This window comes from Candidatus Aquicultor secundus (genome assembly GCF_002791875.1).
In the GTDB taxonomy this organism is placed as follows: Bacteria; Actinomycetota; Aquicultoria; order Aquicultorales; family Aquicultoraceae; genus Aquicultor_A; species Aquicultor_A secundus.
Genome location: NZ_PFNG01000030.1, coordinates 5,397 through 20,784, shown reverse-complemented (window position 1 = coordinate 20,784; position 15,388 = coordinate 5,397). Strand labels below are relative to the sequence as shown.

Genomic DNA, 15,388 nt, shown 5'->3' with positions numbered 1-15,388 from the left:
AATCGGTCGAGCGGGCGGTCGAATATATGACTAGCGCATTGCTGCATTACTAGTGCATCTGCATTAAGTCTACCATTTTACTATTGCATTGCCAACCGTCAGTCAAGTTAATCGGTGAATGGGATGAGGGTCTGGGGGGAAACCTTCTTCTTACAATAGTTAAGCTACGCCTAGACTCTAGTAAGTTGCAGTCGCTGTGGGTGCACCGAGATTCTTCGGCTATCGCCTCAGAATGACAATTAATCGCCATTCGCTACTCGCCACTCGCTCTTACCAACCCTCTCTACCCACACCCCATTCACCGACTCACCCATTCACCGTTTAAGCCATTCGTTGCAAACATGCTATTATATTAGGTAAAACCGCAACAGAAAGACCAAGAATGAAAGTGTTGCACATAAATAACGTCGCTAATGTGCCGGATGGATTGGTTAAAGGATTAAAAAAGGTTGGTGTTGATGCCACCCTTTACCAGCCTTATACGGGAATTAATAAATCGGGGAAGTTCGGCAAGCTTCGGGTTATAACAAACAGGATTACGGATGCGCGGGCGCTTGCGGCTCAGATTCGCAAGGAGCGCTATGATATCGTGCACATCCATTACGCCTATTTCGGCGTTCTCGGAATACTGGGCGGATATCCTTATTGGTTGCACTGCCACGGTACCGATATCCGGCGCAATCTCTACCATCCCCTGTTTAAAACGCCCACGACCATGAGCCTGAATAGGGCCGATAAAGTCTTTTACTCGACCCCGGACTTAAAAGTGCATGCCGATAAAGTGCGCCCCGACGCTATGTTTCTACCGAACCCGATCCAGACCGAGATGTTCGAGCCCAAGGGGTTTGACGGTACTCACGGGAAGGTTCTTCTCATTAGCCGGATCGATAAAGTTAAAGGGATAGACCTGGCGTTTAGCGCGCTTGAGAAGTTGAAAAAACGCAATCCCTCCGTTCAAATCGACGCGTTTCTCTGGGGGCCGGATCTTGAGCGATTTAAGGATAAGGACTTCGTGAATTTCATACCCAAGGTAACACATCAGGAAATCGCGCAGCTTATTCCAAACTACCGGGTGATCATCGGCCAATTTGAGCTGGGCATCATGGGAATGTCGGAGATGGAGGCGATGGCGTGCGCACGACCTGTAATCAGCGTATTTGAGTACGGAGATTGGTATGCGGAGACGCCGCCGCTGATATCTTCAAGAGAAGAAGACGAGATTGTCGAGCGAACCGAAGAGCTATTGGGTAACACCAAGCTGTGTGAGGAGATCGGTGTTGCCGGCCGGGATTGGGTGGTTAAATACCACGATTACGTTTCGGTTGCCGAACGGTTGGCTAAGATTTACGAAGAAGGCCGCTCGCCAAGCCCCACAATATAGAAGTCTTACTGCTGGTTAATAGTTCCTGAGCCCCCGGTTTTGACTCCAGTATTAGCTCCTGTATTAGCTCTTATACTAAGTGTGGAGGCGGTTTGGGCGAAGTCTTTACCGACGATGACCATGACATCGGCTGTTCCTGAAACACTGCTGCCATTGCCACCGCTGTCGCCGCTGTTGGTATCCGATATGTCTCCCTCGTTAACTATACTCCCGATACCGAGCTGGTCTCTTACCCTTTGCGCCAACTCTTCTTTTCCGGGAACGGCGATAATTTTTGTCTCGTGATGGTTGAAGCTCTGGGCGTTTCCGACCCCTTCGATCTTATAGCCGAATGCAGTGAGCTTATCGGCCATAACCTTTGCCATCCCCGGCTTTCCGCTGCCGTTTTGGACGTCGATCTTTATGTTCTCGTTTTGCTTTTCTTCTGCCGTAAGCTCGAACGGCATGTCGTTTTTAATGCGGTAGACCAGCCAATCAACCTTCGGCTGATCCAGGATTACGTAGCTAACCGGACCAATCATCTTTGCTTCGCCGGGGAGCGTTATCATATGCAGATTCTCACGACCGATGGATTTCATCATCGTTCCGTACCTGATCATCTGTGCGACACCAACGGAAGGGTCGGTCGTTACGTAATTTGATGCCGTATTGACCAGACTTGGAATTCTGAAGACGCCGCCGAAGCTCATCACCTTATCCAGAACGGCTTTGATGAACTGCTGTTGACGGCCCATCCTGCCGAAATCATCATCGACATGGCGAATTCGAACATAATCAAGCGCATTGGCGCCGTCGAAGTGCTGCATGCCGGCCGGGATGTCGATGTCCCTGCCCTGAAAATGGTCGCGCATCCTTTTTTCGACGTTGATGTCGATACCCCCAAGATCATCCACTATCCGCCTGAACCCTTCGAAATCGACGAGAATGTAGTGATTGATATCAAATCCAAAGAGGTTATTGATTGTCTCGATTACGAGATCGGGCCCGCCGTGCTGGTAGGCGGCGTTTATTTTTTGGTGACCGTAGCCGGGAATCTCGACTCTTGCATCCCGGGGTATCGAGATGAGATAGGCGATCTTTTTTTCCAGGTTCATTCTTAAGACCATCAAAGTGTCGGAACGCCCGGGGTTGTCTTTAAGCGCCGCCCGCTTATCGCAGCCAAGCATAACAAAAGTTACCGGCTGGTTGCCTTCTTCTTGAACTAAAACGCTTTTAGGGTCACTACCGCTCTTCGCAAAATCCGACGTATCATGGATTCTTTCCTCGAGGAAACGGGCATATACGAAGCCCGCGCCGCCTATGACAAGAGATAAGACAAGTGACCAGAGGATTAATATGCGCAAGTATCCCGTCTTTCTTGGTTTATCAACTGCATGTTTGCCAACGTACAAAACACTCCTCCTAAAAATAACCTATCGTCAAGGGTAGCATAAACGCCAGTGTGCCCTCAATAATAGATTTCCTCGCTACAATAATTCAAAACGAATATCGGAATAACTTGCGGGTTTTATGTGGGGGTTGTAATAAACCTCCCTTGATATGACAAAGAAAGCCTATTACACTATACAGGATGTGGACTTTAAGGGAAATCAATGATTAACAAATTCCGCGCGATAATCGAATCGGGTATTCTGTCGTTTGCGCTCTTCTGGTCGTTCGTCTTTGTGTATAAATGGTTGCTGGCACCGGAAGATTGGGTGGCCGTTGTACTTATCAGCATCGCGCACTACCTAACCGCAGTTTTCTGCGGTTATTGGGCCGGGTGGCGATCTCGAACCGACGGCTGGATTTGGGGAATTATCGGATATTTTCTCTTTAAGGGGCTTGCTTCGCTGCTGCATGTGCACGCGGTACTCCCCTTCCCGATTCATATCAAACTTCTCGGATATATCCCGATACTCACGCTCCTTATGTTCGGCGGTGTGATCGGCGAGCAACGCGCCCGCTACGCTCCTGTCAGCCAGCGCAACATGGCGCTCTATCCGGTGATTAAGAGGATTCTAGATTTCTTTGTAAGCATCATCATCCTTTTGATGCTTGCCCCTATCATGCTGGGAGTTGCATTTATCATCAAGATCACCTCACCCGGGCCGACATTTTTTCACCAGAAACGGGTCGGGCAGCATGGGCGCATCATTAATGTCATTAAGTTCAGGACGATGATCCAGGATGCGGACGATGTCGTGGACAGACTGCAACTTCTGAAAGAGCAAGAAGATCAGTCGTGCCAGATAAAAGACGACCCCCGCGTCTTTCCCTTCGGTAAGTTTTTGCGTACAACGAGCCTTGATGAACTGCCGCAGTTTATTAATATTGCGAAGGGCGAGATGAGCCTGGTCGGGCCGCGTCCCCTGGTGCCGGATGAGCTTGAGGCATCGGAGACCAGGACGCTAAAGCGCCTTGAGGTTAAACCGGGGCTTACCGGCATGGCGCAAATCAACGGCCGCGGAAATCTTACGTTTGACGAGCGCATGGATATGGACTTGGCCTATGTCGACGGCCAATCTCTCTGGCTCGATCTTAAGATAATACTCGTCACCATCTGGCAGGTCCTCGCACGACACGGGGCGTATTAGCATTTCGCTTGCTACTCTTACGAATCAAGCATCCCATCTATAATGCGATAGGCCTGTACTTAAAAGGGTATCCGTTATATAATTACTGCAGGTAGTACCCATAGGATACCTCTTCGCACGCTTTTCGTAGCAACTCTCGCGCATAACCGGCAAGCAACCGATGGCATAAATCCGCGTAATTTGGGGTAAAATAAAGACAACAGAATTTACGTAAGATTTTCACTTTAAGAAAACGGTATGCTTTTGTATGCTTTACTACTATAAGATCAAGAAAAAACGCAGATTCGGGGCTAAAAAACAGCTTGCCGTAGCATGCATGTCGGTTTTGCTGTGGGCATATTTTTATCCGGGATCGTTTGCGACTGTCGTTCCTAAGCTTAACAAGGAAGCCCTTCCCTCCTTGCCTGCGAGTATCGCGCCTATTCCCGAACACCCAAAGCCAAAGATTGCCCTGAAAAAACCCGTTACCAGGCTTATAAGTCTCAGTGCGATGGAGAGGGCCAAGAAAGAGCTTGAATATGAGGGCAAAAACCGCGAGGCCGCCGAGCTCAACTACAACCTCGTCCTCCTTAAGAAAATCGATAAGGGGGGTTCTGCGTCGAGCACGAACTCAAAGACGTTAAAACAGGATATCGCAAAGACTATCAGCTATTTCAGCGCAGGCAATACCGCATCGAAAAGCGCGCAGATCTTGTGGAATTACGATGGCGGCAACCTGGCGTATGTGTATTACCCAAATTACGGCGTCCACTTTAATCCCGTGACTACCGCGAACCTTGCCATGGATTATTATGCGAAGGGTAATTACAAAAAGGTGGTCAAAATCGCGGACGAGCTGCTTGATAACGCAACGGTCAAGGAGTATCCGGGCGTAGGCAAGTATTATCTGTGGCAGTACTGCTTTGATTTGCAGTTTAACAAGTATAATTTCCCCGCCCCGTGGGCATCGGGTATGGCGCAAGGCCTGGTTCTTGATGTCGTGGGCAAGGCATACAAGATAACCGGTGATAAGAAATATGTCAAAGCGGGCGAGTTTATTCTGAATTCGTTCAAGGTTCCATGGAATGAAGGCGGCGTGACCGATACCGACGAGCATGGCAACTGGTACCTGGAAGTAGCAGCCACCAACAAGCTGCACATCCTTAACGGGTTTTTATTTACCCTCGATAGCATACACAATTATTATGAGGTAACTCATAATCCCAAGGCACAGCGGCTGTTTATGGCCGGGGTGAATGAGGCCAAATCGCACCTTCAGCAATACGACCTGGGGTACTGGTCCAATTATTCGCTACTGGCCGGCGACCGGGCGAGTTACGGGTATCATAAAATTCATGTCGATTTGCTTAAGAAACTTTACGATATTACGAACGTCCCTGAATTTAAGACGTATGCGGATAAGTTTGGTTTCTATCTTAAAAACAGGTTTATCGATATTCCGCCGACACACCCGTCATTTCAAGCGATATCCACCCTTACGGAGAGAGGTGTGATAACCAGCACGGACGGCTGGTTTGGCGCGCAGACACAGATCAGCAAGAGCGAATTTGTCCGCTGGCTTGCCCGGATGCGCGGTTGGAAACCCTCGACGTACTACCGCGGATATTACGCCGATATCAAGCGGGATCGCGCCGATTGGGGCTACATCGAGGCCGCTTTTGATAACGGTGTGCGGCTAACCGACGACAAGGGCCTTTTCAACCCGGACGATTATATAAGCCGCGCCGATATGGCGTCAATCCTGTGCAAAGCGTTTGCAGTATCAACAGAGAAAAATGAACCCGACTACTTCCGCCCCGAGTTAAAGATAACACGCGAGCAGGCCGCAAATATGTTGTATAAGCTTTCAAGCAGAGGACAATTATAGATGTGGTCTAAGCCGGCGACAAAGCACATCGTATCGTTCCTGGCCTTAGCGTGGGCTGCTTTTGTGTACGTCATGTTCTTCAAGGTATTTTCTTTTTACCCGGGTACGGCCTCAGCGGTTAGGCTCGGCATAGGGATCATAGCAACCCTAGGGCTCTACAGCGTTATGTGGTATCTGGTAAAGGGGCGCCGGGGGGCTTCGGTTGTCGATTTTAGCGAGCTTCCCGGGGTGGCAGTTGGGGTCCTGGGGGTGGCAGTTGGGGTCTCGTTTATCATCGCCGCAACGAGAGGCGACTTTAGGGGATACCTCGGTAACAATCTGCAGGAGATCGTCTACCTGGCAGGCATTATCCTTGCGGCTTTCTACGTCGGGGACCTGCTTTTGCAGCGGTTACGGCTTGGGGTTAACGGGCTTGAGCGGGCATTTCTGTCGATTTCGACGGGGCTTGGGATTATGGCCGTGCTCGTGTTTTTAGCCGGCGCAATCGGGGCCGTCTATATCTGGCCGTTCAGGATTCTCACACTGGTACCGGCGCTGCTGGGCGCCTACAGGATAAGTACGACAGTGGCTCCGGGAACCGCTAAGAAGTTAGGGTTCAGCGTCTTGCCAAACCCCCTCTCGCTTGGTATTGCCGTCCTTTTGGGATTGAGTTTCATTGCCGCATGGATACCCACCTGGAATTACGACTCCCTGCTTTACCATATCGCCGTGCCGAAGTTCTACATGTTGGCGCATAAGATATATTACGTGCGCGATTTTATGCCGGCGGACTACCCGCTCAACGGCGAGATGCTGTTTATGCTCGCGATGGTCGTAAAAGACGATACCGTCGCCCAGCTTGTAAGCTATTTCATGGCGGTATGGTTGGTTCTCGGTGTCTTTGTTTTTTCCAGGCGCTTTTACTCATACCGCGCGGGTGTTATAAGCGTGGCGCTGTTGCTCACGATATCGGTATTTATAAACAAAGTGCCGGTCAACAACAACGACACCGTGCTGGCGCTTTTTACCATGGCGGCCGTATATGCGCTTGTGGCCTGGTGGGAAACAAGAAGAAACGGATGGTTTTACCTTTCGGGCTTTATGCTTGGCGTGACTGCGGGCAGCAAGTACTCGGGGTTCTTCACCCTGTTTTTCGTGGGGTTGCTAGCAATAGTTTTACTGGTGACGACTAAGAAGAAAGAGCCGGGTGCTGTGGCGGGTACCGTCAAAACAGTTGGCGTTTTCGCGATGGCGGCTTTCGTCGGCGTAGGCCCATGGCTGGTAAAGAACTACCTCTTTACCGGAAATCCGGTGTATCCGATGCTCATCTCGGTTTTCGGCGGTCGTGACTGGATGGCCCCCGCAACCCGGGTCTTTCAGAATACGGTTAGAAACGCCAACTTCGTGGCAACAGGGGCACTCGGGAACCTGGCGGTATTGTGGCAATTGACGATCAGGAAGCCTGTAGAGATGACAATAGGGCCGGCCCTTGTAGCCTTTCTGCCGTTTGCCTTTAAAAGGAACCGGATTCTTAAAGGCTCGGTGTTTATCCCCCTGCTGGCCGCCGCCGGATTCTTGATCCCGTGGGCCCTGCTTTTAGCGCAGGTAGCCCGGTTTGCCATACCGGGAATCGTGCTATTGATAATCGTGGTTGCTGCGGGAATCGACCGGTTTGTAGGCGGCAAACGCGTGCCGGGTGCGATGATTGCGCTGATGCTTGGGGTCGCGGTTCTGGCGAATACCTTCGTGCTGGTTGTCGACCAGTATAAGGCGTTTGAGATCGGTCTTGCCCTTACAAGCCACCGTCAGTTTACGCAGCGCAATACGCTGGCGCGTATGTCGGGGTTTATAAACGGGCGTATCCCGGCGGATAAGAAGATCGCCATGGTTATCGATAATCGCGCCTATTACCTTAATAAGCGCCCACTGCTGATGCTAAACCCGCTCAATAACGGGCGCATCGACCAGATCAACATCAAAAGTCCCGATCAATTAATGCGCATTTTTAAGGATGAGAAGGTTGATTACGTCTTTGCAACCGATGAAATTAGAAGATATACCTACGCCCTGCCGAAGACCTCGCCGTTTAGCGTCGTGTACCGGCCGATGACGGAAAACCTGGACCTGCTTATTAAAGAGGGGCGATTAAAAGCCGTGCTAAGGTCCGGCGATTTTTGGCTTTATAAGATCAACGGATAACGCGGCAACGAATATCACGACTGCGCTCACAAACGGCAGCCAGTGCCACCACACGGAGGGGCCGGTATCGAGCCAGAGCATGATGATGGTAAGAACCAGCGCATACACTTTGAGGTCCTTAAGGCGAGACAACACCGCCAGGCAAAAACCGAGAAGCGCGGCGTAAAACGCAACCCCCGCAAACCCGAATTCCAGAAACGAGAGCCCGAAAAACGATGTGGACAAAGGTTTTTTGAGGATGCTTATGGTGGTGGCCCTCCCCTTCGTAATCCCCGGCATGAGCGACAGGATTAACTTGCCGTGCGATGTCCCCCAGGGAAAGCTCCTGTCAAGTACATCCAGGAATACCCTATAGGTGAACAGCGGCCGGGTTATAAATTTTTGACGGGCCTCTTTGTTGGTAACCACCATGTCCTTATCGGTATAGTGCCCGGCATTCATGGAGGCGACGACACGCTCGGGAGCTTTCCCGGGATCAAGCGGCACCATGGCATAAATCGCGCCCCTGGCGACAGACGTGGCAAAATACGTGTAGAGGAAAATAGCAATGATGACCGCCGCAGCCTTACCCCCTGCCTTGATGCCATATGCGGGCTTTCTCTCCAGGTAGTATTGAAAAATAAGCGGCATGATGTAGATAATCGCGTACGCGCGGTAGCCGATTATGGCGGCCATGAGCGGACCTGCGATAAGCGTGATAAATCCGATCATCGCAAAAAGCCGGTTTTTGGTAAGCCCGGAGGCTATTTTCAACAGGCCGTAAATGGTGGTTATCGTCCCCATCCCGACCAAAAACGCGGGCATCAGGCCGCCCGTGCGGTTGAGGTACACGCCGTAGAGCCCGTAGCGCGCAAATGCCGGCACGACGTAAACAAGTATCATGACCAAGCCCAGGGCCAGGTAATGGAACCCGGTGAGCTTTGAGCCGACGCGACCGAGTAAGAGAAAAACTCCCGAGATAAACACCAGGTAAAGGGGCACCCTGATGGTGATTGGGAGTGCGCCCTTAAGCGCTAAATCCACTAAGAACACGACAAGGAGCGCGAGCAAAAGGCGCTCGAAATATCCCTCGGGAAGAAACCCCTGCTCGGACGGCATACCCGAACCCCTGCCATCGACAAAACGTCCCGTTAGCATAGTAACTGCCAGGTAGACGGCGATACCGATTGTAACCACAACCAGCGCGCGCAGTGAAAACTGCACCAGGACCAGCCCGGCAAGATAAAAAGCGGCTACGAACACCGGCAGAAAGATCTCGGGTGAAAAGATATTCAGACGGCGGGTATTGTGAGCCCGCTTCATTAGCGGACCACCGTCGTAGTCAGGAAGCGAACAAGCGCTGTTGCTGTGATAAAGAGCGCCGCTGTGATAAACGGCCTCGCCCCGACGTCCCGAAGCATGCTGAACAACCAGGAATTCTCGAACCACACGCGCGATGTCTTAAAGAAGCCGAGAACCGGCTTGAAACTGCGGCTTTCTCTGAAAAACGCCGGTGCGGCGGGCTTTTTATAAAGCCAGTTGGCAATATCGCTCTTCCTCCAGGCGCCGCCCAGCCCGGCAAAAAACTTGTGTACGGGATGGCTTAAGTACGCCGCTTTTAACGCGATAAGCGAGACCCTGAACGGTCGTAAAATCAGACTCCCCGCAACGGCCGGCGTGGTTTCAGTCTTGGATGGTTCCGGTTCGAGGCCGTTTATCGCAACCTGAAGCCCAAGCATTATCCAGAAAAACACCGCGCCTTGCGGATGGTGAAAGCTGTTACTCGTAAGGCTGTTGATCGAGAACCCGACGACCCCGGCGAAAATCGCTGAGTTTATCCAGGAGAGATATTTATCCTTGGCTTTAGCCTGCGCCAGGTAGAGCCCGTATTTTATGGAGATCAGAATAATCGCTATAAAAGAGATAATGCCGAAGATACCCGTCTCGGCCCAGATCGTAAGGTAAGAATTATGTGCGCCGTAGATAACCCAGCCAACGCTTAGCTCGGGATGCCTGAAGATATACTCGGTAAAGACGTTATAGTAATTGCCGATGCCGATACCCAGCAGGGGATGCTCTTGAATGATGCCGCTTGCAATACGCCAGAGCTTCATCCTGAAGCCGGCTGTGCCGCCGGTAACGTTGGAGATGCTCTCCAGGCGGCTTGCCACACCCGGCGCGGCAACAAATGCAACCGCAAATAAGCCCACCCAAACCCAGAACAGCCAGGCTTTGGTTAGAAGCGACATGAGAATGACACCGATGCCGGTGGCGAGCCAGCTCCCCCTTGTATAAGTAAGGATTAACCCGGCAAACATCAGGAGCGTGGCCCCACCCATCATAAACCGCCTGAAAAGTCCACGCGAGCCGAGCACGAGAGCAAGGCCGATCGGTATTAACAGCACCAGGTATTCGGCATAGAAGTTGGGGTTCTCAAATGTCGAGCCGACCCTCGCCGCAACCTCCTGATCGAGATCGTAGAGCCCGATTTTGGCCGTCTGGGGCTCGTAAAGGTACTGATATATCCCAAAAAGTGCCGTGAGCGCGCCTATTACGACCATGAGGACAAGTATTCTAGTCAGCATTTCTTTCGATTTGATGGAGTTGCCGATGATGTATACCAGCAAAAAATATCCTATAAATCGGGTGAGAACCGAGACCGAGTCGACAATCGATGGCGCCACGACCGCCGAGACCGCCCCAAAGACGAGAAATGCGATAAACGCCCAGGAAAATGGAGGTGAGATGCGGTTCTCGTTTTTGCCAAGGTTGTTGATGGCATAGGAGAAAATAACGATGGCGGTGCATATAGTGACCGCATCGAGCGGGATAGGCCCCAGGTCTACTTTAAGATTGGTCAACGGCGCCACGGCTACGAGCAGCGCGATGGCGAATTCGGTTTTAGCCAGTGCTATCGCCATAAGGAGTAAGCCTGCCAGCAGCGCGATAAACTGGTTGGTACTGAGAAGTACGCCGGCAACACCGACCGCACTACCCAGGATAACGACAGCGGCATATGCGGGTATGGATGTTTTTCTTGCTGCGACCAGTTCTGACAAGGTAACCTCTCTTTATCGAAGAACGGCGGTATTACTGGTCGCCCTTGACGGACATATCGATGATAACCGCGTCGCCAAGAAACCACTTGGTGATCATGTTGAACCTGTCTCCGACGCGCAGTACTTCGTTGCCGGTAGCGATGATATCGTTGCCGACACGTCCCTTGGTTTCTATAGTTACGTAGGCGTCTTTTTTAACCGGTGAGGTGGCCAGCATCATGCGACCGTCTGCGGTATCTATAACTTCCTGGGCCGGTTTAAGCTCGACTTTTTTGATGGTGCCGATCGGCCCCTGGGTTACCTGCTTTTTAACGAGGTCGCCGGGCTTTAAAAAGCTTGCGACATCCGGGCGGATCGCTTTTACGATTACGGTGTAGTCGACGGTTTTATCCTCGGGGATGGTCGCCACTTTGCCGGCTTTCGCCATGATGACATATGCCATCGCCGCAACCACGAACACACCGAGGATGAGCGTGAAATCTATCAGGTTGATGCGCCCGAATACCCGTCCTTTTTCATCGATTATTGCCATGAATACTGCTTCCTCCCCTGAATCAGCTCAAAAGATAACTTATAACTTAAGGCATAAGCTTAGCATAGACGCATAAGACTAGCTATAAAATAGCCCTTTGAATCGGACTCATTCACCGTTCTATCGTGCTATCTCCTTCATCTTATCAAGCAGCAGGTTTATGTCGCGGGTTTGGCCTTGGCTGTAGACATCCTTCTTTTTTATGTCGATTTGCTCGGGGTCGGTGAGTTTTTTCATCCTGCCCTCGGCGATAAGATGGGTGTCTATTGCGCCCATTTTGCCGGAGAAGAGCGTGTAGACGGGGGTATTAAGCGCAACTGCCTCACGATTCATGGTGCCCCCTGCGCTGATAACGAGGTCGGAGTAATAGATAAGACTTTGTGCGTCGACCGCCTTCTCAGGAATAAACACGTTTGTAAATCCCATACCGAGGACTTCTTTACGCTGCTCGGGAGTCCGTGGCAAGAGCACCACCTCAACATCCCCCCGGCGGCCAAGCTTGCGCAAAACATCCATGAAAATCGGGTTATGAAACCGGTGGTAGAGTGCCACATCCGGCGGGGTACGCAAGACGATGATGATCTTGTTGATATCAAGACCGATTTCTTTTATGACTGCCTCGTCCGGCTTAAAGTCGGCCAGGTAATATTCTTCTTTCAGGCCGGGGTATTTATCGATTTTCTCATCGGTGCCGCCGTATTCGTAAAGCGGCTCCGATGGGATGAGGTCGGGTATGAGAACCTTGGTCGAAACGCGAAGGTTGATGTTATGCATAACCTTGGCAAACTCGTAGTCGAACATGGTCACGTGCGGGATACGCAGGAAAAACGAGGCCACCGCACAATCGTTTGAGCCGTGGCTTACGGCAAGATTAAACTTCTTGCCGGCCGCATACGCCATTAGCCTGCCGGTACGATTGACGAGCCCGTAAATTTTGCGATATATCTCTTTCCCCTGGTGCCTGCCTATTAGGGTATGCTTTATTCCAAAGCGGTTGAGGAGCTGGCTTGTCTGGGCAAACTCCCTGGCGGTCACAAATACCTCGTGGCCCTGCTCTTCCAGTGCCTTAATGACGGGTCGAAATATAAGAACGTGCGGCGTGTTGGTCATATCGATCCAAATGCGAAGCTTTTTATTGTCGAAACTGTTTGTGCTCAATTAATTTTACCTCACGTTTAGAAACTAGAGACTTGAGACTAGAAACAAAATTAAACCTTCTTCTTAAGATAGTAAGACTACGCCTAAACGCTAGGTAGTAGCAATCACTGTAGGTGCGCTCGAGATTCTTCACTTCGCTTACGCTTCGTTCAGAATGACATCCAGCCCCTACGCCTCTACATTGCTATGTTCATCCTTATGCTGCCTACTGCATACTCCCTGCTGCCTACTAGAACCCGCTATCTTGACCTTCACTAATTCGACATTCGAAATTCGAAATTCTTTCTGGATTCTGGCTCCTGACTTCTGGGTTCTAGCCTCTAGTATTATATCGCTGCTTTACGCAGATGTTAACCGTTGCGCTATATAAAAAGAGGCTTTTCCGTCACCAAAAAGCTTGGCGGGCTCTCCAACGGGGTTAAACTCGGCAATCTGTTTTAAAAGAAGGTCTTTATCGACATGTACGAGAATATTCCATCCGCTCTCAACCGTCTCTACCCATTCGGTAGTATCGCGCAACGTAATGCAGGGAACGGCCGCAAAGAAGGCTTCCTTCTGCACGCCGCCGGAATCGGTAAGGATTTTCACGGCGTTGTTCTCGAGCTTTAGAAAATCGATATACCCTACCGGATCTACAAGCCGTACCTTCGACCCTTTTATTATGCTATCAAGCCCGGTGTTCGCAAGAACTTTTCTTGTCCTTGGATGAACCGGGAAAACGATAACCCGGTCGGATTCCGCAAAGGCTTCAAGGAGCGCCTTCAGGTTATCGATATTATCGGTGTTGGCCGAGCGGTGGATGGTTGCCAGTAGATATCCTTTGGGCGCGAGGTCGAGTTCCTCGAGAACGCGCGACTTCTCTTCGGCAAGCTTGCCGAAATGCAGCGCCGCGTCGTACATCACATCGCCGACCAGCTCAACGCCCTTGGTTATCCCTTCGTTCTTAAGGTTATCGACGGCGGTCTTGGTTGGGCAGAACAGGAGATCCGACACGTGATCGGCCACTATTCTGTTTATCTCTTCGGGCATTTTTTTATCAAAAGAGCGCAGGCCGGCCTCTACGTGGGCAACCGGGATGTGCAGCTTTGCCGCGGCAAGGGCGCCGGCAAGGGTTGAGTTGGTATCCCCGTAAATCAAAACGGCATCGGGTTTTTCATCCAGTAGAACCGCTTCTATTTTGCTCAACATCCGGGCGGTCTGTTCGCCCTGCCCCCCGGAGCCAACACCAAGGTTATAATCGGGCTTAGGAATGCCCATCTCCTCAAAGAAGATATCCGACATATTGCGGTCGTAGTGCTGGCCCGTGTGGACCAGGATTTCACGGTTCGATTTTCTAAGCTCATTTGATACGGGCAGGCTTTTTATAAACTGCGGCCGTGCGCCGACGATAGTTACTATGTTCAAAACGCTAACCTCTTTATAAAGAATCCAGGAGTCAGAGTCCAGAATAAAAGCGTTAGGAACTCTGGAGAATCCGCTCCGATTTTACCCTAGTTCGGCCTAATCAACTGCAGATAGCGCTGAAACAGCGTTTTTGACCAGGTCGGCTATTGTTCTCATGTCTTCCTCTTTTAGCTCGGGATATAGCGGGATCGCGAGTGTCTCATGCGATGCGGCCTCGCTTACCGGAAGATCGCCGACTTGATAGCCTAGGTTTTTGTAGACATCTTGAAGATGAAGCGGCACCGGATAATATACGCCGTGCCCTATCCCCTCTGCTTTGAGCGCGGCTTCGACATCAGCACGGTTCGGCACCCTGACGATATAGAGGTGATAAACGTGGCGCACGTGCTCAAGCGCCACCGGTGTTATAACGTTCGTGCCGGCAAAGAGTTCGTTGTAGTACTGCGCCTTCTGCCTGCGGGCATCGTTCCATGTATCGATGTATTTTACCTTAACCGAAAGGATAGCGGCCTGCACGGCATCGAGGCGGCTGTTGTAGCCGACGAAGCTGTGGTAATACTTCTTTAAACTACCGTGCTGCCTGAGCGCGCGCACCCGTCCCGCCAACTCCTCGTCATTGGTGACGACAATGCCGCCATCGCCCGCACCTCCGAGATTCTTGCTCGGGAAGAAGCTGAAGCACGCGGCGTCGCCGAGCGAGCCCACCTGCTTGCCGCGATATGCCGCGCCGATCGCCTGGCAGGCATCCTCGATGACCTTGAGGCCGTGTTTTGCGGCAATTTCGTTAATCGTATCCATCTCCGCCGGCTGGCCGAAGATGTGTACCGGAATAATAGCCTTGGTGCGCGGAGTAATTTTTGCCTCGATATGCCCGGCGACCAGGTTATACGTTTTTGGATCGATATCAACGAACACCGGGGTTGCGCCGAGCCGTGAGATCGATTCGGCGCTTGCGTAAAAGGTAAACGGGCTTGTTATAACCTCATCCCCCGGGCCGACGCCCAGCGCGTCAAGCGAGAGCACCAGCGCGTCGGTGCCGTTCGCCACACCAACTGCATATTTCACACCGCAATACTCGGCCACGGTTTTCTCAAATTCCTCGACCTTGGGACCGAGAATATAGCGACCGCCCCTTAGCACCTCTAATACCGCGGATTCTAATTCATCCTTAATCGAGTTATATTGCGCCTTTAGGTCTAACAGTGGAATTGCCATAAGTAATATCTCCCTCTTTTAGCAAAGGGGACGTTGTTT

11 protein-coding genes are annotated in these 15,388 nt (G+C 51.3%); 4 read left to right on the top strand and 7 right to left on the bottom strand.

Features of this window, described 5'->3' with window-relative positions; translation table 11 throughout:
* The first annotated feature begins 382 nt into the window (after nt 1-382).
* Nucleotides 383-1,381 (top strand): glycosyltransferase family 4 protein, encoded by a 999-nt coding sequence (locus COY37_RS01070; protein WP_286679171.1) that lies wholly within the window; start codon nt 383-385, stop codon nt 1,379-1,381.
* Nucleotides 1,382-1,386: 5 nt separating this feature from the next.
* Here the strand turns inward: COY37_RS01070 and COY37_RS01065 are convergent, their stop codons facing one another.
* Nucleotides 1,387-2,772 (bottom strand): LCP family protein, encoded by a 1,386-nt coding sequence (locus tag COY37_RS01065; protein WP_286679172.1) that lies wholly within the window; start codon nt 2,770-2,772, stop codon nt 1,387-1,389.
* 201 nt (nt 2,773-2,973) lie between these two features.
* Here COY37_RS01065 and COY37_RS01060 point away from each other — a divergent pair, with 201 nt between their 5' ends.
* The 3 genes from COY37_RS01060 (at nt 2,974) to COY37_RS01050 (ending at nt 8,002) form a co-directional block, all read left to right on the top strand.
* Entirely contained in the window at nt 2,974-3,957 is a 984-nt protein-coding gene (locus COY37_RS01060; protein ID WP_286679173.1) for a sugar transferase, read from the top strand.
* 247 nt (nt 3,958-4,204) lie between these two features.
* On the top strand, nt 4,205-5,824 hold the full coding sequence (locus tag COY37_RS01055; protein WP_286679174.1) for a D-glucuronyl C5-epimerase family protein: 1,620 nt from the start codon (nt 4,205-4,207) through the stop codon (nt 5,822-5,824).
* A complete protein-coding gene (locus tag COY37_RS01050; RefSeq protein ID WP_286975583.1) occupies nt 5,825-8,002 on the top strand; it encodes an ArnT family glycosyltransferase in 2,178 nt (725 codons plus the stop codon).
* Here the strand turns inward: COY37_RS01050 and COY37_RS01045 are convergent.
* The 6 genes from COY37_RS01045 to COY37_RS01020 all read right to left on the bottom strand — a co-directional run bounded on the left by COY37_RS01045 (nt 7,961) and on the right by COY37_RS01020 (nt 15,349).
* Nucleotides 7,961-9,304, bottom strand: a complete 1,344-nt coding sequence (locus COY37_RS01045; RefSeq protein WP_286678547.1) for a hypothetical protein — start codon at nt 9,302-9,304, stop codon at nt 7,961-7,963. The two genes, COY37_RS01050 and COY37_RS01045, sit on opposite strands and share 42 nt — an antisense overlap.
* Complete coding sequence (locus tag COY37_RS01040) at nt 9,304-11,040, bottom strand: O-antigen ligase family protein (RefSeq protein WP_286678548.1); 1,737 nt, start codon at nt 11,038-11,040, stop codon at nt 9,304-9,306. The genes COY37_RS01045 and COY37_RS01040 overlap by 1 nt, the downstream gene beginning before the upstream one ends.
* A 31-nt stretch (nt 11,041-11,071) precedes the next feature.
* A complete protein-coding gene (locus COY37_RS01035) occupies nt 11,072-11,572 on the bottom strand; it encodes a DUF4330 domain-containing protein (RefSeq protein WP_286678549.1) in 501 nt (166 codons plus the stop codon).
* Nucleotides 11,573-11,692: 120 nt separating this feature from the next.
* On the bottom strand, nt 11,693-12,730 hold the full coding sequence (locus tag COY37_RS01030) for a DUF354 domain-containing protein (RefSeq protein WP_286678550.1): 1,038 nt from the start codon (nt 12,728-12,730) through the stop codon (nt 11,693-11,695).
* 339 nt (nt 12,731-13,069) lie between these two features.
* Nucleotides 13,070-14,134 carry a non-hydrolyzing UDP-N-acetylglucosamine 2-epimerase gene (gene wecB, locus COY37_RS01025; protein WP_286678551.1) on the bottom strand — a complete coding sequence of 355 codons (1,065 nt, stop codon included), beginning with the start codon at nt 14,132-14,134 and terminating at the stop codon, nt 13,070-13,072.
* A 96-nt stretch (nt 14,135-14,230) separates the two neighbouring features.
* Nucleotides 14,231-15,349, bottom strand: a complete 1,119-nt coding sequence (locus tag COY37_RS01020; protein ID WP_286678552.1) for a DegT/DnrJ/EryC1/StrS family aminotransferase — start codon at nt 15,347-15,349, stop codon at nt 14,231-14,233.
* Nucleotides 15,350-15,388: the final 39 nt, after the last annotated feature.

Bases quoted from the DNA above. Each gene is read 5' to 3' on its own strand.
- COY37_RS01070 (WP_286679171.1), top strand. From the start codon at position 383: ATGAAAGTGTTGCACATAAATAACGTCGCTAATGTGCCGGATGGATTG.
- COY37_RS01060 (WP_286679173.1), top strand. From the start codon at position 2,974: ATGATTAACAAATTCCGCGCGATAATCGAATCGGGTATTCTGTCGTTT.
- COY37_RS01055 (WP_286679174.1), top strand. From the start codon at position 4,205: ATGCTTTACTACTATAAGATCAAGAAAAAACGCAGATTCGGGGCTAAA.
- COY37_RS01050 (WP_286975583.1), top strand. From the start codon at position 5,825: ATGTGGTCTAAGCCGGCGACAAAGCACATCGTATCGTTCCTGGCCTTA.
- COY37_RS01045 (WP_286678547.1), bottom strand. From the start codon at position 9,304: ATGAAGCGGGCTCACAATACCCGCCGTCTGAATATCTTTTCACCCGAG.
- COY37_RS01035 (WP_286678549.1), bottom strand. From the start codon at position 11,572: ATGGCAATAATCGATGAAAAAGGACGGGTATTCGGGCGCATCAACCTG.
- COY37_RS01020 (WP_286678552.1), bottom strand. From the start codon at position 15,349: ATGGCAATTCCACTGTTAGACCTAAAGGCGCAATATAACTCGATTAAG.